This window comes from Nocardiopsis sp. RV163 (assembly GCF_001029525.1).
GTDB lineage: Bacteria > Actinomycetota > Actinomycetes > Streptosporangiales > Streptosporangiaceae > Nocardiopsis > Nocardiopsis dassonvillei.
Genome location: NZ_LEKI01000007.1, coordinates 59,851 through 78,222 on the forward strand (window position 1 = coordinate 59,851; position 18,372 = coordinate 78,222).

Consider the following 18,372-nt stretch of genomic DNA (forward strand, 5'->3'; position numbering starts at 1 on the left):
CGGTTGTGGTTCCGGTGACTCCGGTGGCTCTACTTACGGTTGGGGCGCAGGGTCCAGGTGATGCTCATGCGACCGGTGACGGTGCCGTCCTCCGTGCGCAGCTCGACGTTGACGGGGAACTCGGGACGTCCGCCCTCGTCCAGTTCGGCGATGATCTCCTCGCGCGGGCGGCCCAGGACGGCCTCGGCGGTCAGGTCGCCCGTCGCGATCTTCAGGAAGTCGATCGTGGAGGTGGTCGGCAGGGGTACGGCGCGGTCGAGCTGGTCGCCGAAGGTGCCGATGATGACGGCGCCGGAGGCGGACTCGGCAAGGGTGAACATGGCGCCCGCGTGGGGGCCGCCGACGTGGTTGTGGTGGTCGGCGTTGTCGGGCAGGCGCATGACGGCGCGACCGTGGTCCAGCTCGGTGAAGGTCAGGCCGAGGGTCCGGACGAAGGGGACCGCGGCCAGGAAGCCGGCCTTGACCGCATCCGCCGCCTCGGGGTTCATGTGTGCCATGGCACTCATGTTACTTCCGAGTAACCCATGGGCACCACCCCACGGGGACCGACGGACGGAAACGTGTTCCCGGGCGGGCCGCACGGGCGGAGGGGTGTGGGCTACCATGACGTGGCGGAGATTCACTCTCCGCGGGGAGGGTTCGCATAGCGGCCGAGTGCAGTGCTCTTGAAAAGCACCAAGTCCTTGACGGGACTTCGTGGGTTCAAATCCCACACCCTCCGCAGAATCAGGGAGTTTCCCCAGTTGGGAGGCTTCCACGGAACACGGCGAAGGCCGGTGGTCCGGGCCCGTAGCACATTCATCGCACACGGCCCGGGGAGCCACCGGCCTTCGCCGTTCACCGGTCAGGCGGCGAGGACCCGCCGACGGGCGGCGTCCATCGCGTCGGCCACCTCGTCCAGGCGGTCGGGGAACAGGTGCCCGTACCGGTCCAGGGTCATGGTCGCCGTCTTGTGGCCGAGCATGGCCTGCACGACTTTGACGTCCGCACCGGCCGCGATGGCGAGCGACGCGGCGGTGTGCCGGAGCTTGTGGGGGGTCAGCCCCATGCCGTCGAGCCCGGCCGCCCTTACCGCCAGGGCGAACTCACGGTTGCGCCAGTTCCGGATGCGCAGCGGAGCGCCCCGCCTGGTGGTGAAGACCAGCGCGTCAACCGGACGTCCCTCCACGAAGGGCCGCAGTTCGGGGACGAGGGACCGGGGAACCGGCACGGTCCGGAACCTGCCGTTCTTCGGAGGCTGTTCGACGAGCCTGCCGTCCACCTCGGCGAAGGTCACGACCACCCGGACCCGCCGCCGGTCCAGGTCCACCCGTCCCACGCGCAGTGCGGCGGCCTCACTCCACCGCATGCCGGTGTAGGCCAGGAGCAGGACGAGCGCCCGGCTCACACGGGCCGAGGCGAGTTCCTGCCCGTACTTGGTGCGCAGCGTCAGGGAGGCGTCGGCCAGCGCCTCCACCTGGGCGTGGTCGAGGTAGACGTGTTCGGCCTCGCTGGGCTTGGGCAGCGGTACGCCCTTGGCCGGGTTGAAGGGGATGCGCCGGGGGACGCACCAGCCCAGGACCATCGACAGCACGACGTGCGCGTGCCGGGTCTGGGAGGCCCCCAGGTTGCTACCGCCCTCGTCCCGGGGCTTCTGGAGGTGAGCCACCCACACGGCCACGTCCTCGGCGTGGACTGCCGAGAGGCGCAGGTCTCCCCAGCGCGGCAACACGTGGTTGTCCAGGACCGCCCGGTACTGCCACCACGTGGACCGTTTGATGTCCGTGCGGGTGATGAGCCACTTCTCCGCCATCTCCGCCACGGTGACCTTGGCGTCGTGGGGGTTGCGGTAGGAGCCCTCGTGAAGGCTGTTCTCGATCTCGGTCCGCTTCTTCTCCGCGTCCGGCTTCTTCTGGAAGACGCCGCCGCTCTTGATCCTCCCGGAGGGGTCGTAGTAGCGGACCCACCACCGGCCGGGCGGAGTGCGCTTGGACGCCTTGGCCTTGCTCACCGCCTCCGCGTACGCCCTGTCCTTGGTGCGGTCGTAGACCCACGCGCGAGCCATGGGGGTGTCTCCTTTCCGTGGGTTACTGGGCCAGGACCCAGGCGTGGACCTCGGCGGGCACGTAGCGCACGTACCGGCCGACGCGGTGGGAGGGCGGACCGTCGCCCCTGTAGCGCCACTCGTAGAGCGTCTTGGGCGGCACGCGCAGGAAGGAGGCCGTGTCCTTGACCGACCACAGGCCGTGGTCCCGACGCTGTTCCGGAACGGCCGGGGTCGCCGTCGTCGCACTCATGCCGTCCTGCTTCCGTGGATTGCCGAAAGATCGTTCCGCCGTGCCGCGTCGAGCTGCGCGCGGCGTTTGAGTGCTTCGCCTACGGCCCGGAGGAGGCGTTGCTCCCGAGGGGCCACGTCGGGGTCGGTGGGTCTGGCCAGTTCCCACTCGAAGGAGCCCGAGGCGACCGAAGTCAGTACCGGGGGACGCGGGTTGTCCTCGTCGCCCCGGTCCTCGTTGGCGGGATCGACGCCGAGGGCGCCCAGGACCCAGGCGAGCCGGTCCGCCTTGTGATCGGCCAGGGTCTTGCCCGACCACTTGCGCGAGACCAGGACGCGGCGGCCCGCGTAGCCCAGGTGTTCGCGACGGTGGGCCTTGGACCGGCAGAACCCGGGGCGCTGTCCGGCCTTGGCCTCGTCCGGCTGGATGCCGTAGCGCAGCCAGTTCGAGCACCGGGGCGAGCACGGCTCGAAGCGCAGCGCTTCCAAGAGCCGGTCCACGTGCTGTTCCTGCCGGATGGTCTCCACCTGGTGGCAGTCGGCGATGTCCTTGGTCAGGTACTTGGCCAGGTAACGCACACACCGAGACGCATCCTCCGAGCCCGCCACGACTCCCTTGGCGTCCACCTGTTTCCCGAACCGCACCACGTGGAAGGGTTCCGCGTCTGGGTCGTCATCGAGGGCGTCCAGCGCCTCATCCCACGTGGGCAGCACTTCCCCGGTGGTGGGGTCGAGGTAGGTCCCCGCGTCCTCGTCCCACACGGGCAGGTGGTCACCCTCGAAGACAACGCGGTCGGCGGCAGGCCACCACACCTGGTGGTAGGTCGCGGCAGCGATCTGGCGCAGCTCCGCCCGGGGAATCGTGCCACGGGTGGCCATGTGCAGATGCGGAGCCAGACGCCGTTGGGGCTCCACGGCCGCGAAGTACTGCACATCGAACCCCGCGACCCGGCGAAGGTTCTGCACGAACCGATCCACCAGCTTGGAGAAGTGCAACGTGTCCCGAGCCGCACGCCGGTAGTCATACGTCGAGGGGTCGACCGGGGTTCCGTCCGAGCGCACCCGCCCGTAGGAGTCCAACGTCAGCGTGATGAACAGCGACGGACGGAACACCTTCCCCGAGGCAGGATCGGTGTAGGCCCGCCCGACCGTCTTCCTCGTCATGGGTCGCTTGGGCAGGTCGGGCACGTCCTGACGCCGCTTGGTCGAGCGCACCCGCCGCGACCCCGACGAGGACGAAGCGGAGCGGGTGACTGAACCCCGAAGGCCGGAGGCGGTGATCTCCTCGTCCAGGTCCGCGATCGCCGCATCCAGCGCGGACAGTTCCTCGGCCGAGGCTGATCCCGTGGCGGCGAGACGATCCCGCTCAGCGGTGACCATCGCGCGCTGTTCCACCCAGGCCCATTGCTGTTCGGTGGGCGGATCGGGTTCCACCACGGGTTCGGCGGTCAGGTGCCAGCCCTCTTCACACTGGGAACGGCGAAGGCTGCGCTTCCTCTTGGCACAGGCAGGACACCGCGATTCCAGGGTGGACCCGCACGGAACGTCGATCACCTCGGTGGCACCGGTGGCGATGTTCATGCGTCGAAGGGACACGGGGCGGATGCACAAGCCGTGGTCGGCGGCGACCTGTTCGGCCACCTCACGCGCGAGCGGTTGCGCGAGGCGTTCGGCCCGGGTTGTCTTACCGGTAGGCGTCGGCATCAGCCCACCCCCACAACCACAGAGCGGAAGGCCCCCACCGCATGGAACCCCAACCACCACGCAAGTGGCCTCTCACCGTGTGGGCAGTTCTCCTTGCCGCGAATATCATCCTGGTCTTCCTGGGCGTCCACGCTCTGTACATGGTCGGACGGCCGGGTGCCCTGGTCATAGCGGCGCTCTGGGCCATAGTCAGCACAGTCCGAGTGGTTCAGGAAAGGCGTGTCTACATCGAGGCCCGACGCGAATACCTTGCTCATCACTCGGCCTTCCAAGAACCCACGCCGTAGCCCTCGGCCATGGCGGTGATGTCCTCGTCCGAGACGTAGGCGGCCCGCACTCGCACCGGGGCCGGGAAGCCTTCCAGGCGGACGTAGGCCACCCCGGGAAGAGCGGGGTCGATCAGGTGGGCTTCCGCCCCGCGTTCGCGTGCTCCCTCGCCAAGGACCATGTCCACCTGGGACGCCTCGTCCAGGCGCAGGGCGACCTTGTCCGGGAAGAGGTTGCGCAGGTTCATGACCTCCTTGCGCGGGTCCTGCAACGCCGCCAGGACCGCGAAGCCGACCGAACGCCCCTGCGAGGTCAGCGTGGCGATCGCGTTCTCCGCGCGACGGCGCACGTCCCGATCCGGGTGGTAGGCGGTCAGGAACGCCACCTCATCGAGCAGCACCACCACGAACGGGTCATCGACCGTGGCCACGTGGGAGCGCTGTTTGCCCGCGTAGCGTTCGGCGCGCTCCTGCATCTGCGCTACTGCCTTTTCGAGCAGTGCCACCGCGGATTCGCCGGTGTCCGCGTAGCGTGTGAACAGGTCGCGGCCGTAGGCCAGCTCCATGCGCTTGGGGTCGATCGCCCACACCTGCGCGGTGCCGTCCGCCAGGGCGGGGAGCATGGCGCGGATGGTGGACCAGATCACCGAGCCTTTGCCGGCCCCGGTCACCCCGACCACGAGCACGTGGGTTCCGTGCAACCGCAGCAGCCACGGGGAACCGTCTTCGCGCTGTCCGACCGGGAGCGCGTCCAGATCCGGGGAGTCGGGGACGGGCAGTGCGTCCAGGGGTTGGGCCAAGGTGTCGCGGCGGGGGAACTCCAAGGTGATGTCCCGGGGGCCGTTGACCACCACCCGGCAGGAGGGGGCGGCGAACCCGTGCGCCAGCTCGGTGACGCGGTGCTCGAAGTCGGCCGGAGAGGTACCAGCGACGAGGGAGACGCGCACGTAGTCGGCCCAGGAGTTGCACCGCACACGGCGAATACGAGGCAGGTAGCGGCGTTCCTGGTAGGACTCGGCCAGCCCGGAGATCACCAACACCGGCTGCCAGTGCCTCTTGTACACGAACAGGTGCCGCCACCACGCCAGCAGACGCAGGGTGACACAGGTGCGATAGGAGCCGGGCCAGGTCCGCCACCACACCAGGGACACCACGGCAGCGGCGCCCCACAGGCAGGCGAGGCCGGGCCAGTCGAACCACCACCAGGCCCCCGCCGACGAGGCCAGGCAGGCGACCATGACGGGGAACCGGAACGGCAGGGTGAGAAGGAAGCGGACCAGCCGCCAGATCCACGAGGCCAGGACGACGATGCCGGGGGTTTCCACGATCGGTGTCGTCCAGCGCACCCCCTGGGCCGGGGTGGGCAGGGTCGGGGAGGACTGAGCGGAACCGATCTTGGGTTGGCGCATCATCGCTGGCCACCGCCGTTCTCGTTCTCGATCTGGGCCAGGAGCCGGTCACGGTCGGAGCGAGCACGGGCGGCGAAGGTCGCGGCGGTGGGGTTCTCCTCCCGGTCCGCGATCGTGGCGAACACCCGGGCCTTGAAGTCGAAGAACTCCGCACGCTCAACGTCAGTGGCGGGCGGGGGGTTGGTCGCGTCCAGCAGCAGACGGACCAGTTCCGGACCGCTGTGCCCGGACAGGTCACGGGGGTAATCGGACATACTGAAGACACCTCTTCTGAAAGTTGGGAAGCTTCCGGGAGGGTTGTAGGGGCGGCTAGGTGTTGGAGCACCAGGCCGCCCCGCTTACATGGGGGTCAGGCGGCATCCTTGGCCGCAGGAGCGCGACGACCGCCAGCGGCACCGCCGGGAGCCTTCACGCCACGGGCGCGCAGCGAGTACGCCACCCGGGGACGACGACCGGAGTCGTCCACGTAGGGCATGACCGCCATCGCCTCGAACTCGATCGGCCGGAACGGCAACCCCGGAACCTCGTCCGGCAGGGTCGGGCACACCTCGGCGGCGACCTTGACCTTCACCGACTTGGCCTTGCCCCGCGCCTCGGGGTCGGCGTCGATCACGTCCACCGCCCACAACGGCAACCCGCTGTCCTTGTCGAGCTGGGGCCGCTTGGTCTCGAAGTCGGTGATCGCCTCCACCCCCAACGCGAACGCACCGTGCGGGAACACCGTCCCGAACGCCACCGGCAACGCACCCTGAATAGCCATCTGAACAACCTTCCTTGTGATGTTCACTCAACTACTTGACCGGTCGAGTGGAGCCTAAGAATAACCGGCCACACTCGTCCGGACAAGTGGATATGTGGCCGGTCTTGGAGCCGCGTCTACACGGCCGGGTAGGAGTCCTCCAGTTCGTGCAGGTCACCGGGGAGCACCACCTCAGCGACGGCGATCACGTCCCCGGAGGCATCGAGTATCCGCGCGGTGATGCCCAGGACCGGAGTGCCCTCGTCCAGCCCCAGGGGTTCGCGTTCAACGCTGGTGGCCAGGCGTGCGCAGAGCCGTTCGACGACCTTGGAGGGCCGGAGCTGCTTGACCATCTGCACGTGTTCGCGTGCGCCGATGCTGATCGGCTGCGTCTCGCCCAGGTCGGTTCCCTCGGCCACGTCCAGGGGGAACCACAGGGTGACCAGCTCACTCGGTTCGCCCTCGTCCAGGACCAGCCGTTGACGCATGATCGCCGGGGAGCCCTCGGGCACACCGATCGCCTCGGCCACGGCAGCGGAGGCCGGGGCGCGTCCGGCGGTCAGGATGCGGTTGCGCTTGGCCTCCTCGGAGGCGTCGAAGGCACTGGCCCCCGCGTGGGAGCGTTCGGAGCCCTGTTGCGGGACGCCGCGCACGAAGGACCCTCGTCCGTGTTCGCGGTCGATCCACCCCTGCATGCTCAAAATCTGCAAGGCCCGCACGACCGTGGAGCGCCCGGCCCCGAACTCGCGCACCATCCGCGACTCGGAGGGAAGCATCTCCCCCACCGGATAGGTACCGTCCTCGATGCGTTCTTGGATCGCCCGCACGATCTGCACGTACTTGGGCGGAGCGAACTCCAGACTCGACATGATGTCCACCTGGTGACTCTAGTACTCGTATGGTCGAGTAGCTTACTGTTCTCGGTCGTCTCTGTCAGCAGGTGGGGGCACATATGAACCCCCACCACTGGTCAGAGGACACGGCGGGAAGCACACCCCAGGCGTGCACGTCGCCGCGAAGAAGGGACCCGCGTGCCCTGGGCCCCGTGGTCTCGAAGAGACATCAGGGCACGCGGGGGTCACAGAAGCGTCGGAGGAAGGACCCTCAGAAGGGTTGCCAGTCCTGGGCGCGCTGCACGGTGTACACGGTCAGGTTGTCCACCGTCGCCCCGCACACCGCCCGGCGCTCGGACTCCACCAGCGCCGCCGCGACCAGCGCCACGTCATGCCGGGCGGCCGACTCGGAGGCCGAGAGCACCGGAGGCACGACCCGGCGGACATGGTTGCACGCCGCCCCGCCCGCGTCGTGGCAGAGCCCGACGACGTAGCTCAGCCGCAGACGTCGCAGCGCCAGGGACGCGGGCAGCACGCACCGGTACCGCTCCACCAGAGGGGTTCCGTCCGGGCCGGTGGAGAGGGCTTCGTAGGTGATGGAGTCCCAGTCCTCGGAGGAGATCCGAACCCGCACGCCCTGTTCCCGCGCCCAGGCGGTCAGGGTCTCCCGGTCGGCGATCGGCGCAGAGGGTTCGGTGGTCATCGCCGCACCGCCCCGACCGCGATGGCCGTGCGCACCAGGTCACGCAACTCGGCCATGTCGTCGAGGGCGGGAGTCGAACGCGCGATCTGCACCAGCAGGTCGATCCCCCGCCGGTCCCGTTCGGCCCGCTGCGCGCGGCGCCGGTGCTCCAGGTGGGCGTAGGGGCCGCGTTGGAGGGAGTAGGCGCGGGGGTCGCCCGTGTCCATCACGATGGGGTCCGGTGCGGGCCACAGCTCCGCCCGCGCGGGTGCGGGCAGGTAGTAGGCCCGGGGGCCGGTGCGGTGGTGCCTGCCGTGTCGTTTCGGTCGAATCAGAGTCACCCAAGCCCGAATCAGGGCGATAAGGTCGCTCACGTCAGCCTGCTTTCCTCAGGTTGGCCGCGCCCCCGGATGCCTAGCCCGCGTCGCGGGGGTCAGTTGTCTGTAGGCGGTTGCTCCGGTGACCGGTAGCCATCCGGCAGGAGCCTTCTCCGCCCTTGTGTGTCAGGAGTCCGTACCGGTCCCCCGGCACGCGGTGCACGCCACGACGCGTGTCGCCGGTTCCCGTGTGGTCGAGGAGCGCAGCACTACCAAGCGCCGAGAGCGGACGGTTTTGCGTCCGCGTCCACGACAGGACCTGCACCGCTTCGATTCAGAGACGGCGGCATCCACCAAGCACGCTCCAGGGGGACATGTGGCGCGCCGCTTCACCAGGTGGCCAGCACGCCGCTCACACCAACGGACTACAGAACATCCCCTATACATGAGCCCGTCACATGCACTCATGTATATGGGTTGTGAGATTAGGTTGCCTCACTCATGTACATGAGTCAACCCTGTGAGCACAGAAGCTTGCCCGAGGAGACAGGAATCGGGTGCCTCAGTCCGTGGCGGGGATGCGGTAGTCGAGCACGAACTGGTCGGCGGCCATGATCGTGTCGCACACCTCCACCACACGGCCGACCGTCGTCACGGCGTTGCGTGTCAGGTGGATGATCGCGGAGCCGGGACTCAGGCTCAGTGCGCTCGCCTCCTGCTTGGTGGCCAGGCGCGCCCGCACGGTCTCGGTGTACTCGGCGAACTCGTGCCCGTGTTCCTCCAGGCGAGCGTAGATGCCACCGCCGCCGGGGTTCTCCTCGAAGAGTTCGGGGATGTCCCTCGCCACGTCCCACGGCAGATAGGAAGTCGCTTCCTCGGTGGGGGTGCCGTCGCTGAAGTAGAGGCGACGGCGGGCAAGCACCTTGTCGCCCTCGTCCACGCCCAAGCGCTCAGCGATCTCGGCGGGAGCGGGAACGGGCCCGATGGAGAGGACCTGAACGGTGGGCTTGACCCCGGCCTGTTCGGTCTCGGCGATGTAGGCCGCCTTGCCCGCACGGCGGTGTGAGCGCCGGAAGCGGTCGGAGGACTTGCGGGTGACCGGGGGCCGGGACTTCACGAAGGAGCCCTTGCCTTGGTAGGTCTCCACCAGACCGGTCGTGCGGAGCTGGGCCACGGCCTTGCGAACCGTGCCCGAGGAGACGCCGTAGCGCTCCATCAGCGCGGTCTCACTCGGGATCTCCTCAGCGGGAGCCAGACGTCCCGCTCTGATCTGCTCTTCGATGTCGTCCGCGATCTGGAGGTACCGGGGCTTCGCGGACCGCGCCCCTACAGTGCTCGCCATAGTCCTTCTGTTCCTCCTATGCTCCTGCACATGAGTAACAGCACCGGAGACAAGCCGTCAACGCCGCTGCACTCCGTGTCCGTAGCGGGGGCCGTCATCCGCGAGGACGGGCGGATGCTGGTGATCAAGCGCAGGGACAACGGCAACTGGGAACCACCGGGCGGCGTGCTGGAGTTGGACGAGACCCCGCAGGAGGGAGTCGTCCGCGAGGTCCTGGAGGAGACCGGCATCCGCGTCGAGGTAGAACAGCTCACGGGCGTCTACAAGAACATGGCCCGCGGAATCGTCGCACTTGTCTTCCGCTGCAAGCCATTCTGCGGCAAGGAACACCCCACGAGCGAGGCAACCGCTGTCGAATGGCTCACTCCCAACGAAATCAAAAAAGACATGAGCGAGATTTACGCAATCCGCCTACTCGACGCACTCAATTCGAACCCCCCGCAAGTGCGAGATCATAATGGCACACATCTCAACGAGACGAGAAAGCACCATAATTGACCCAATACACCAATTGATCATGAGCCTCAGCAGGAAGATCCCATTCATTAATAATATCAATGGCCTTAGAGCGATTGGAATCGACCACAGGAGCAGATGCAAGAATAGAAAAGACCCCACCCAAGTTCATCTTTCGGACACCAAGAGAAATCACCGGGAACAATATCAACAACGCGGCAGCTCGTGCCCTCGGCGAGAGGGTCCCAAAATAGTTGTCCCTAAGTATGCTGAACTGGGACTGAGTTGAAAACACTTCCCTGAAATTCCCCAGGCCGCCATTCATGTCACGGATAAATTCAATCAAAGAGTCATACTGGCCATCGAGGCGACTTTCGATGAGAGAAATCAGGTGATCCCTCTCTCCCTTTTGGCGATCAATGAGGAGGCCACCAAAATACCGCATAAGCATGGAATATGTCGAAGAAAAGTAAACGCTAGAGAAATAGAAATCCTGATAGAGAACCGAGATGCCAGAATTTCGAAGTTCTTCCGCAGAGGGGTTTCTAAGAAAGCCTTGCACATGATCTGAAATTTCCAAGGCCCCTGGGTAAAAGCGCTCGAAGCCTTGGTAAATACGAGATCCCAGATGACCGTCCTCACCTTCCCAAAAATTCAGGACCCCATAAATAACAGCTTCCGCCCCTTGTGAACTCTGGCCGCTTTCTACTAGGTCTTCAATTTCATGGCAAATGTACTCAATTAGTTGTCTTTCAGCTTCTGGTCTACGCATTTCCAGGATTCTAGTCAGAGGAATATCAAGATTATCAATATTGCGAGCCAAGTCAGAACGGTTTCCCACGTCGAGAAAACGCTGCTTGAAGGAAACGCTGCATGCGAGTCGGACAGCAGCTCGGGATATCCGACGCACAATAGAGTAATTAGGAAGAACCACTTCTAGGCACTCAATCGCTAGAACAAGAAGTGAAATAGACTCTTCCCCACCAAAAGGCAGTCCATCATAGTGAGACATTAGAATTTCAAGGAACCTGTCAGAACCACCTTCGCAAGAAATCTCCAGCCTCTGAACAGCAAGCTGGTTCACTACCTGCCTAGAACCATCATCAACATAAGGAAGGATCTGTTCCCAAACAGATTCTGGAGTAGGGTTGTTTTTTACGAGCTGAAGAGATGCAAAGTACTCCAAAAAAGTCCGATGAACAAAACCGTATTGAGGCTCGATTGTATCGACTCCTAGATCGGTCAGTACCCATGCACGGCCAGCACAAAAATCGAGGAACTCTTCTGCAGCTTGGGCAGCATCATCTTCACTCTCATACTTCCCAGAAAGAACATCCAGGGCAAGAAAATCTCTCATTTCACTCTTGGGAAATGCCTGCCTGCCTCTTTCATCAGTCAAAACCCTCCATGCAAGCTTCTGAACTGCCGATCGAATATAAGAATGCCACCTAAAAGGAACGCTTATCCCCCGAGAGCGATCCCAAGTTTCAAATAGAAGCTCAGCGCATTTTTCATAGATCTCTGCTTTTTTCCCAGGGATGAAGCCAGTCGATGTATAAAGCGCACACAGCAACGAGAGGAGCAACGGATTCTCTCTAAGCTCTTCGGCCGCATCCTCGCTTTCTGCCATAAAAGAAACTGTCTTATCTCTTGCTTCCTGTGCTCCACCATCAGTAGTAATCTTGAACCATTTTTTTACGTAGGATTCGACCTGTGGCACATCAAAACTTCTGATTCTAACCACAGGGAAGTACTCTTCGTCCAAAGCAGCTTCCGAATACCCCACTATTCTCGAAGTTACAATTATTCGAGCCAATGGGTACAGGCTCCTAAAAGATTCGACGCTGTCTCGGAAAATTTCTCTATGGCGAGCCTCTCCCAACTCGTCAACGCCATCGATTATCACAGTGGCAGCCCCACTTGAAAGAAGGTAATCCATAGCTCCCTCCGGGGGGTCAATACCATAAGGGTTACGACATGTGGCCTCTAGGTAGTCTGTGATTTTATCGTAACCCTTTCTCAATCCATCTGTATGGTTCCTCACTATTAGCAGTATGGGAAACTGACCTTCGAACCCTTTAATTTTCCCTTTAACTATATCGTGCGCAAGCTTATTGGAAAGGGTGGATTTCCCCGCCCCTGGATCACCTACAATAACGACGTTTCTGTTACCGTCAAGGACCTCCTGAAGTGGAATTATCTGTTCCTTATCAGGCTTCGCGAACGAAGGGGGAACATAGAGATCATCAAAGCTCACTGATCGCGAATTTCTCACAGCACTCGCCATGCGCACTTTTCCGTGCTGCGCCGCTACTTGTCGACGCATTTTAGATGCAAACAACTTTATCTCATGAATATTTTCCAGCCTGGAAAGGATTTCACTATTCCTCACCCCAGCAGCAGATATCGCAGCTGCGCTTTTTAGGGCCCACGGACTATCAATGGTAGGCATCTGAACCCGCGCGGCAAAACAAGCTTGCTGCAGCGCAGCTTGTATGAAATCCGTCGCCTGCATCCGGTTCTCGGGACGAAGCAACCCTTCGATATTCAGACTTTTTCTAATCTGATCTCTGATTTCGAAATTAACACCCTCCTTGTTGCCATTGATGTTATTGACAAGACACTGGAGGGCAATCGACTCAAACTGGGGAGAGTTGATAAAATTACTTATCTGCCCTATTTCTTCTTGCTCTAGGTCCCCGAAAAAAGACTCAAGGTCACCAACAGATAGCGTCTCCTGGGCTTGGTTTGCGACACTGTTGAATTTATTTTTAGTAAGGACTTTCTTTCCAACAGTTGGTGCCACAGACATCACAGTCTTCGCTATGGAAGGAATCAGCTCCATCAATTTTCATCACGTCCCTTTTTTGCCGAATTAGTCTGTATAGGATCAAGGCGACGGCGCAAGCGCCGTCGCAGCGGCCTCCGGCCGCCGCTCGGGCTGCGGGCTGACGCCCGGTCCCGAGCGCGGCCAACGGCCGTACTACTTGGCATCATGACGCGGCCCGCAGACGAACGGTTGCCGTTCGGATGAAATCGGTTGATGACGTGCTCAGATCCCGAGGCACCCGGTAGCGGAGTACGACTGTCTTGCGCGGTCGGCACCAGCGCTACCGGGCACCTCGGCCCGAAACCGTGGTGACCCTCCGCTGTGGCCGGGGTGTATAGCTGGTTCATCAAGTGGGCCGGACAGGTCCCACCGAACCGGGCTATTGGAAGGACAGCACGAGTGGTCACGGAGCCGGACAGCTTCCCCAGCAGTCGAACGCCCGGCCTGTCCCCAGGAGACCTCGTGCAGGTCAAGGTCACGAGCCACGAGCCGTGGGGAGTCCTGGTCCAGATCATCGGTCACGAATACATCGGCGCGTCAGTGGACGGGGTTGTCATCGACTCCCCACAGCCACGAGCCGAACCCGAGGACTACCCGGCCATCGAAACCGAGACGAGCGCCGTCGTCGCCCGAATACGGGAAGACGGTAAGCCACCATGGGTCTACCTCTCCATGCTCCACGCCGACGTCTTCCGACCCTCCATGCGAACCGAGCAGTAGTCCCGGTTCCGTGCCACACGGAGCAGGCAACGCCGGGGAACCATGGGGAACCACGGTCAGACAGCCCACATCAGCGTGAGTAGGAGAGGCGCGAGGTCAGCCAGCAGAGGCGTGCTCGGCTTCCCAAGCTAAGGACGTCACCGCCATCCGCGTGTGCAGCCAGGACCGCAAGAGCACGCTCCGCCGCATCGCACATTCATCGCACATGGCTCCGGGAAAGGGCCGGAAGCGCTGAGAAGCCCTCGGAACATCCGCGCAGGTCACAAGGCGTTTCGTCGGTTTGTCGACAGGTCGCCAAGTCCCCTCGGCACAACGGGACTTCGTGGGTTCAAATCCCACACCCTCCGCAGTAAGCGGGCCGGTGGGCTCGGGCCATGACATGGCCCGAGCCCACCGGCCCTCGTCGTTTCAGGAGTCGGAGCCCGTCCAGGCGTTGTGTGAGCGGAAACGGACAGCGGGAGCGGGGAGCATACGCAGCTATCTCATGAGCGGGGTTCACAAGGCGTTCTGACGGCAGCAGAGCCTACTCTCGGTGCCCTATGCCCCCTACAGGGACGGGAGAGCGCTGTGAACCGCCCTCTATCCACGCGTTACGCACTCGTCTACCCCGACTACGGGGTCTTCCAGATCATCGACTGCGCACAGGACGAGCCGGACGCCCCCTTGCCCGGACACGACGACTTCAGCGTTGGTGAGCGCTCCGTGTTCTTCCGCAGCTTCCAGACCAACCTTCGCGTCCGCCTCGACCTGGAGTCCTGGCGATCCGAACCTCCCACCCTGGGCGGGGAGTGGGAAGCCGACCACACCACCGTCATCACCTTCCCCAGCGGCGTGATCGGTGTCAGCGAGCTGACGTACGGAGCGCAGCACGACCTGCTTACCCTCCCCGCACCGGGCCGCTACCGGATTCGGATCGCGCACCGCAACCGCCGCCTGGTCAGCGAGGCCTACATGGCTCTCTTCGAGAGGTTCGAAGACATACGCGGACCGGGCTTCGTCGCCGCCAAGCGCGACCTCGAAGGTCGCGAGCAGTACCTGGCGCAGTTCTGGCCTGAGCCGTAGACGGCACCGCAGCGGCGGTCTGCACCGCCGTCGGGAGCGTCCGTTGGTACCGGCGGGGGCACAGGCAACAGGCCGACCGCGCCAGCGAGGGCGCGGCTCACTCCGCCATGTCGTCGCCGGAATGACGACCGCCACCGTGTCCACGCACCCATCCACCAGCAGATTCGTCGTTTTGTCGACAGATGGTTAAGGCCCTCGGTACAGCAGGGTTTCGTGGGTTCGTATCCCGTAACCCCGCGGGACCAAGGGCCTTCAGCCCTTCTGTCAGTCCGCTGAGCAGCCCTTGTCAGCCGCAGGTGCTCTTCCTCGGGCCCGGCCGCTACCGTTCGCGGCGACCGCCTGCCGTGCGCCCCGGCTCGGGCAGCGGCCCGCCTGCGCGCAGGTGGGTGTCCAGCAGCCACAGCAATCGATCGGCCTCGTGCAGCGCCGCGTAGGCCTCACCGGCGTGACGCGGTCGCGTCCGGAGTGCCTCGGACAAGGTGTCGTACAGGTCCGTGGCGGTGTCGGGTCCGGGTGCGGGCCCGAGGCGGTCCGGCGGAATCGGCACACTCACGAGACGAGCACCCCCGGACCCGTCAGAAGGTCCCCCACCGGCTGGCGCCGCGCCTCGTGGGCCAGGTAGTAGCCGCGTACGAGGGATTCCGGCGGATCGACCGGAGGCAGCGGGGCACGCCGGGCGTCGTCGGGTGCCGGGCGCGGAGCGGGTACCGGAGGGGAAGCCGGTGCGCTCGCGACCGTGCCGGGGTCGGCGGCGTAGCGGCGCACCCGGGAGGCGCGACGCCTGCGGGCCTCGGCGCGCAGTTCTCCGGCGAGGACGCGCGGTGCCGCGTGGAGGCCCCGTGCCGGACGTAGGCAACGAAGGAGGACGGCCACCAGGGCCGTTACGATGTGCACTTGTCTGCCTGCTTTCACCAGGTGGACTGGGCCCGGGGGTGTTCGCCGCACCACCGGGCCGCTTCATGTTCAATTCCTGATAATAGACCAGCTCATCTATAGCACGCTAGGCATGCCAGCATTGCTAGGTGTTCTGGGGGTACCTAGCGTGCCTGACATGGATTGGCGTGAGGGTCTGCCCAGATGGGTGCAGATAGCGGACGAACTGGAGAGGCGCATCCGAGAGGGCGAGTACCCGCCCGGGAGTCGCGTCCCGTCGGTGCTCAGGCTCATGGAAGAGTTCCAGGTGGCCTCCGCGACGGCGCAGAAGGCACTCTCCGGGCTGCGCGACCGGGGGCTGACGCGTACCGAACCGGGGATCGGGTCCACCGTCCGGGAGTCCCCACGACATGCGCCCTAAGCGGCCGCGCCCCTGGTTCCTACTCCTCAGCATCGCCCTCGTCGCGTGCAGCGCAGCGTGGATCGCGCTGGGCCCCGACCTGGGTGTCTGGCTGACCTTCCTCGCCTGGGACGCCCTCATCACCTGGCTGGTCTGTCTGGGGTTCGCCGTCCGCGGCCGCACCGGACCGGGGAAGCCCTGCGACGGGCGGTGACCGGCGCCCGACCGCTCCGGTGACGTGTCGACATGTCGCCGCATCGTTCCAACGGTGACGGGCAGGTGCAAGCCATGATCGGACGACCGCACACCATCGCCCTGGACTACCCCGACCCCGACGCGCTCGCGGACTTCTACGCCGCCCCCGCCGGGCACCCGTTCCGCCTGGAGTACGCCTCAAGAGGCGCCTGAGGTGCCAGGAACGCCTGAACCCGTCCGGGGACGCCCGAACGGGGTCCCCGGACGCTCGCTACTCCTCCTCGGCGTGGTGCGGAAGGATCACCACCGGGATCTGGGAGTGGTGCAGCACTCCCTGGCTGACCGAGCCCAGGAGCAGTCCGCGCACGCTCCCCCGGCCCCGGGACCCCACCACGATCGCGTCGGCCCCCTCGGCGGCCCCCATCAGCGCGTTGACCGGGCTGTCCTGGGTGCGCACCACGCTGACGTCGAAGTCGAGGTCCTCGCGCCGCCTGCCGGTGACTTCGAAGAGCATCTCGCCCACCAGCTCCTCGGACTTGCGGTCGAACAGCTTCTCCTGGGGCTCGTAGCCCATGGAGGTCATCGCGATCGGGTCGTAGGGGTAGGGCACCTCCCAGCTGTTGACCACGACGAGTTCGCCGCCGCTCTCCCGCACCAGGTCCACGGCCAGGCGCAGCGCCCGGCGGGCGTTCCTGGAACCGTCCACGCCGACCACGACCCGGCCGAGCGAGGTAGTCGCGGGGCGGCCCCCGTGCGAGGGCACCACCACGACCGGGCAGGCCGCCTGGGCGGCCACGCGGACGCTCACCGAGCCCACGAACACCGACGCGAACGTGCCCAGGCCCCGTGTGCCGAGCACGAGCACGTCGTGCGTCCGGCTGTGGCTCAGCAGAGCCAGCGGCGGCTCCTCCAGCGCGGTCTCGGTCTCCACCGTCACCGACGGCCGGACGCGGCGCACGTGCTCCGCGGCCTTGGTCAGCACCTCGTCGGCCTGGTCCGAGATCTCCTCGGTGGGGTCGAAACGGGCGGGTACGGAGCCGGCCGACACGATCAGCGGCATTCCCAGCGCGTGGACGGCACGAAGCGGCACGCCCCTGCGCTCCGCCTCGACGGCCGCCCACTCCAGCGCGGCCCGGGAGTGGTCGGAGCCGTCGACGCCGACCACGACCCTGGGCGAGTGCTCCTCGTTGCTTGGCATGGTTTCCCCCTTGGTAACGCTGTCCATCATCGCCGAGGAGGGCGGCCGTTCCCGGGAACGGCACGGTTCCGAGACGGGCCGCCTGGTCTCCCGGGGCCGCCTGGTCTCCCGGGGCCGCCCGCTTCCCTCAGGCCGCCCTCCCCGCTCGTCCGTCCCTCCCCGCCTGTCACCCGTCCTCCGCCAGCGGCGGCAGGACGGCCACGGGCACGGGCGCGTGCCGCAGCACCCCCTGGCTGACCGAACCCATCACCAGTCCCCGCACGCCTCCGCGTCCACGCGAGCCCACAACCAGCAGGTCCGCGTCCCGACCCGCCTCCAGAAGGGCGTCCACGGGGTTGGCCTGCGTCCTGACCGCACTGATCTCCAGGTGCTCGGTCCGCTCGTCGACCACCTCCGCGAGCAGGCCCGCGACGATCTCCTCCGACTGGCGGTCGAACATCTCCTCGTGCAGGGCCCGGGCGTCTGCGGCCAGCGACTCGGCGTTCGCGGGCAGCGGCACCTCCCAGCTGTTGACCACCACGACCTCCGAGCCGCTCAACAGAGCCTCGTGGAGGGCGAAGCGCAGCGCCCGGCGGGAGGACTCGGACCCGTCCACGCCCACCACGACGCGGCCGCGCCGCGGCGGCGGCTTCTCCCGGTCGGGGACGACCACCACGGGACAGGGCGCGTGGGAGGAGGCGCGCACGCCGACCGAGCCCAGCATGATCGCCCGGACCCCGCCCAGGCCCCGCGACCCCACCACGACGACGTCCTCGGGCAGGGCGTCGTTGAGCAGGACCGCGGGCGCGTCCTCCGGCGCCAGGACGGTCGCCACGTCCAGACCGGGCCGGGCCCGGTGCGCGTACGCGGCGCCCGCGGTGAGCAGGTCGTGCCCCGCCTCCCGCTGGTCCTCGAGGGCCGTGCGCCCGGCGATCCCGTAGGCGCCGATGACCACCGGCATCCCGAGGCCGTGCACGATGCGCAGTTGTGTGCCGCGTCTGGCCGCCTCCTCGGTCGCCCAGAGCAGGGCGGCGTTGGAGGCGGGTGTGCCGTCCACGCCGACCACGACCGCGGGCGGGCGTTCCTGTGCGTTCATCCCCGACCCCTTCCCCC

At 65.5% G+C, this 18,372-nt stretch carries 21 protein-coding genes and 1 tRNA gene; 6 read left to right on the forward strand and 16 right to left on the reverse strand.

What is annotated here, in order from left to right; genetic code table 11:
- Positions 1-29 precede the first annotated feature (29 nt).
- The gene (locus ABD54_RS02645; RefSeq protein WP_082166648.1) at positions 30-488 is read right to left on the reverse strand and encodes a hotdog fold domain-containing protein; all 459 of its coding nucleotides are present in this window, start codon (positions 486-488) and stop codon (positions 30-32) included.
- Between the two features lie 144 nt (positions 489-632).
- Here ABD54_RS02645 and ABD54_RS02650 point away from each other — a divergent pair.
- Positions 633-721, forward strand: a tRNA-Ser gene (locus ABD54_RS02650).
- A gap of 123 nt (positions 722-844) precedes the next feature.
- On the opposite strand, the gene ABD54_RS02655 is transcribed toward ABD54_RS02650, so the two are convergent.
- The 10 genes from ABD54_RS02655 to ABD54_RS02705 all read right to left on the reverse strand — a co-directional run bounded on the left by ABD54_RS02655 (position 845) and on the right by ABD54_RS02705 (position 9,546).
- A complete protein-coding gene (locus ABD54_RS02655; RefSeq protein WP_082166649.1) occupies positions 845-2,044 on the reverse strand; it encodes a tyrosine-type recombinase/integrase in 1,200 nt (399 codons plus the stop codon).
- A 22-nt stretch (positions 2,045-2,066) separates the two neighbouring features.
- Entirely contained in the window at positions 2,067-2,276 is a 210-nt protein-coding gene (locus tag ABD54_RS02660) for an AlpA family transcriptional regulator (RefSeq protein ID WP_013156279.1), read from the reverse strand.
- On the reverse strand, positions 2,273-3,958 hold the full coding sequence (locus ABD54_RS02665; protein ID WP_047867831.1) for a replication initiator: 1,686 nt from the start codon (positions 3,956-3,958) through the stop codon (positions 2,273-2,275). The genes ABD54_RS02660 and ABD54_RS02665 overlap by 4 nt, the downstream gene beginning before the upstream one ends.
- Positions 3,959-4,214: 256 nt before the next feature.
- Positions 4,215-5,636 carry an FtsK/SpoIIIE domain-containing protein gene (locus ABD54_RS02675; protein WP_047867833.1) on the reverse strand — a complete coding sequence of 474 codons (1,422 nt, stop codon included), beginning with the start codon at positions 5,634-5,636 and terminating at the stop codon, positions 4,215-4,217.
- Positions 5,633-5,887, reverse strand: coding sequence for a hypothetical protein (locus ABD54_RS02680; protein ID WP_047867834.1), 255 nt, complete (start codon positions 5,885-5,887; stop codon positions 5,633-5,635). The genes ABD54_RS02675 and ABD54_RS02680 overlap by 4 nt, the downstream gene beginning before the upstream one ends.
- Before the next feature lie 95 nt (positions 5,888-5,982).
- Positions 5,983-6,393, reverse strand: a complete 411-nt coding sequence (locus ABD54_RS02685; RefSeq protein ID WP_047867835.1) for a hypothetical protein — start codon at positions 6,391-6,393, stop codon at positions 5,983-5,985.
- A gap of 116 nt (positions 6,394-6,509) precedes the next feature.
- On the reverse strand, positions 6,510-7,250 hold the full coding sequence (locus ABD54_RS02690) for a GntR family transcriptional regulator (protein ID WP_017568165.1): 741 nt from the start codon (positions 7,248-7,250) through the stop codon (positions 6,510-6,512).
- A gap of 226 nt (positions 7,251-7,476) precedes the next feature.
- Positions 7,477-7,908: a hypothetical protein gene (locus ABD54_RS02695; RefSeq protein WP_047867836.1), complete on the reverse strand. Its 432-nt coding sequence runs from the start codon at positions 7,906-7,908 to the stop codon at positions 7,477-7,479.
- Positions 7,905-8,228: a hypothetical protein gene (locus ABD54_RS28755; protein WP_231391571.1), complete on the reverse strand. Its 324-nt coding sequence runs from the start codon at positions 8,226-8,228 to the stop codon at positions 7,905-7,907. Before ABD54_RS28755 ends, ABD54_RS02695 begins: the two co-directional genes overlap by 4 nt.
- A 538-nt stretch (positions 8,229-8,766) precedes the next feature.
- The gene (locus ABD54_RS02705) at positions 8,767-9,546 is read right to left on the reverse strand and encodes a GntR family transcriptional regulator (protein WP_047867837.1); all 780 of its coding nucleotides are present in this window, start codon (positions 9,544-9,546) and stop codon (positions 8,767-8,769) included.
- A 30-nt stretch (positions 9,547-9,576) separates the two neighbouring features.
- Here ABD54_RS02705 and ABD54_RS02710 point away from each other — a divergent pair, with 30 nt between their 5' ends.
- A complete protein-coding gene (locus tag ABD54_RS02710) occupies positions 9,577-10,044 on the forward strand; it encodes an NUDIX hydrolase (protein WP_235431943.1) in 468 nt (155 codons plus the stop codon).
- Here the strand turns inward: ABD54_RS02710 and ABD54_RS26915 are convergent.
- Positions 10,016-12,847 carry an NACHT domain-containing NTPase gene (locus ABD54_RS26915; RefSeq protein WP_082166653.1) on the reverse strand — a complete coding sequence of 944 codons (2,832 nt, stop codon included), beginning with the start codon at positions 12,845-12,847 and terminating at the stop codon, positions 10,016-10,018. The genes ABD54_RS02710 and ABD54_RS26915 overlap by 29 nt on opposite strands.
- Positions 12,848-13,294: 447 nt before the next feature.
- Between ABD54_RS26915 and ABD54_RS02715 the strand changes: the two genes are divergently transcribed.
- Together ABD54_RS02715 and ABD54_RS02720 are read left to right on the forward strand one after the other, a co-directional pair.
- Positions 13,295-13,552 carry a hypothetical protein gene (locus ABD54_RS02715; protein WP_047867850.1) on the forward strand — a complete coding sequence of 86 codons (258 nt, stop codon included), beginning with the start codon at positions 13,295-13,297 and terminating at the stop codon, positions 13,550-13,552.
- 567 nt (positions 13,553-14,119) lie between these two features.
- Positions 14,120-14,614: a hypothetical protein gene (locus ABD54_RS02720; RefSeq protein ID WP_047867839.1), complete on the forward strand. Its 495-nt coding sequence runs from the start codon at positions 14,120-14,122 to the stop codon at positions 14,612-14,614.
- Positions 14,615-14,933: 319 nt separating this feature from the next.
- Here the strand turns inward: ABD54_RS02720 and ABD54_RS02725 are convergent, their stop codons facing one another.
- Positions 14,934-15,167, reverse strand: coding sequence for a hypothetical protein (locus tag ABD54_RS02725; protein WP_235431944.1), 234 nt, complete (start codon positions 15,165-15,167; stop codon positions 14,934-14,936).
- Positions 15,164-15,508, reverse strand: coding sequence for a hypothetical protein (locus ABD54_RS26920; protein ID WP_235431945.1), 345 nt, complete (start codon positions 15,506-15,508; stop codon positions 15,164-15,166). The genes ABD54_RS02725 and ABD54_RS26920 overlap by 4 nt, the downstream gene beginning before the upstream one ends.
- Before the next feature lie 157 nt (positions 15,509-15,665).
- Between ABD54_RS26920 and ABD54_RS02730 the strand changes: the two genes are divergently transcribed.
- The gene (locus ABD54_RS02730; RefSeq protein ID WP_047867840.1) at positions 15,666-15,908 is read left to right on the forward strand and encodes a winged helix-turn-helix domain-containing protein; all 243 of its coding nucleotides are present in this window, start codon (positions 15,666-15,668) and stop codon (positions 15,906-15,908) included.
- Positions 15,898-16,101: a hypothetical protein gene (locus ABD54_RS02735; RefSeq protein ID WP_047867841.1), complete on the forward strand. Its 204-nt coding sequence runs from the start codon at positions 15,898-15,900 to the stop codon at positions 16,099-16,101. The genes ABD54_RS02730 and ABD54_RS02735 overlap by 11 nt, the downstream gene beginning before the upstream one ends.
- A 252-nt stretch (positions 16,102-16,353) precedes the next feature.
- On the opposite strand, the gene ABD54_RS02740 is transcribed toward ABD54_RS02735, so the two are convergent.
- Both ABD54_RS02740 and ABD54_RS02745 read right to left on the reverse strand, forming a co-directional pair.
- Positions 16,354-17,280, reverse strand: coding sequence for a universal stress protein (locus ABD54_RS02740; protein ID WP_047867842.1), 927 nt, complete (start codon positions 17,278-17,280; stop codon positions 16,354-16,356).
- A gap of 166 nt (positions 17,281-17,446) precedes the next feature.
- Positions 17,447-18,355: a universal stress protein gene (locus ABD54_RS02745; RefSeq protein WP_047867843.1), complete on the reverse strand. Its 909-nt coding sequence runs from the start codon at positions 18,353-18,355 to the stop codon at positions 17,447-17,449.
- Positions 18,356-18,372: the final 17 nt, after the last annotated feature.

Coding starts and splice junctions, on each gene's coding strand:
- ABD54_RS02680 (WP_047867834.1), bottom strand. CDS start 5,887: ATGTCCGATTACCCCCGTGACCTGTCCGGGCACAGCGGTCCGGAACTG.
- ABD54_RS02705 (WP_047867837.1), bottom strand. CDS start 9,546: ATGGCGAGCACTGTAGGGGCGCGGTCCGCGAAGCCCCGGTACCTCCAG.
- ABD54_RS02740 (WP_047867842.1), bottom strand. CDS start 17,280: ATGCCAAGCAACGAGGAGCACTCGCCCAGGGTCGTGGTCGGCGTCGAC.
- ABD54_RS02660 (WP_013156279.1), bottom strand. CDS start 2,276: ATGAGTGCGACGACGGCGACCCCGGCCGTTCCGGAACAGCGTCGGGAC.
- ABD54_RS02730 (WP_047867840.1), top strand. CDS start 15,666: ATGGATTGGCGTGAGGGTCTGCCCAGATGGGTGCAGATAGCGGACGAA.
- ABD54_RS02655 (WP_082166649.1), bottom strand. CDS start 2,044: ATGGCTCGCGCGTGGGTCTACGACCGCACCAAGGACAGGGCGTACGCG.
- ABD54_RS02695 (WP_047867836.1), bottom strand. CDS start 7,908: ATGACCACCGAACCCTCTGCGCCGATCGCCGACCGGGAGACCCTGACC.
- ABD54_RS02710 (WP_235431943.1), top strand. CDS start 9,577: ATGAGTAACAGCACCGGAGACAAGCCGTCAACGCCGCTGCACTCCGTG.
- ABD54_RS02665 (WP_047867831.1), bottom strand. CDS start 3,958: ATGCCGACGCCTACCGGTAAGACAACCCGGGCCGAACGCCTCGCGCAA.
- ABD54_RS02645 (WP_082166648.1), bottom strand. CDS start 488: ATGAACCCCGAGGCGGCGGATGCGGTCAAGGCCGGCTTCCTGGCCGCG.
- ABD54_RS02685 (WP_047867835.1), bottom strand. CDS start 6,393: ATGGCTATTCAGGGTGCGTTGCCGGTGGCGTTCGGGACGGTGTTCCCG.
- ABD54_RS02735 (WP_047867841.1), top strand. CDS start 15,898: ATGCGCCCTAAGCGGCCGCGCCCCTGGTTCCTACTCCTCAGCATCGCC.
- ABD54_RS02745 (WP_047867843.1), bottom strand. CDS start 18,355: ATGAACGCACAGGAACGCCCGCCCGCGGTCGTGGTCGGCGTGGACGGC.
- ABD54_RS02675 (WP_047867833.1), bottom strand. CDS start 5,636: ATGATGCGCCAACCCAAGATCGGTTCCGCTCAGTCCTCCCCGACCCTG.
- ABD54_RS26915 (WP_082166653.1), bottom strand. CDS start 12,847: ATGGAGCTGATTCCTTCCATAGCGAAGACTGTGATGTCTGTGGCACCA.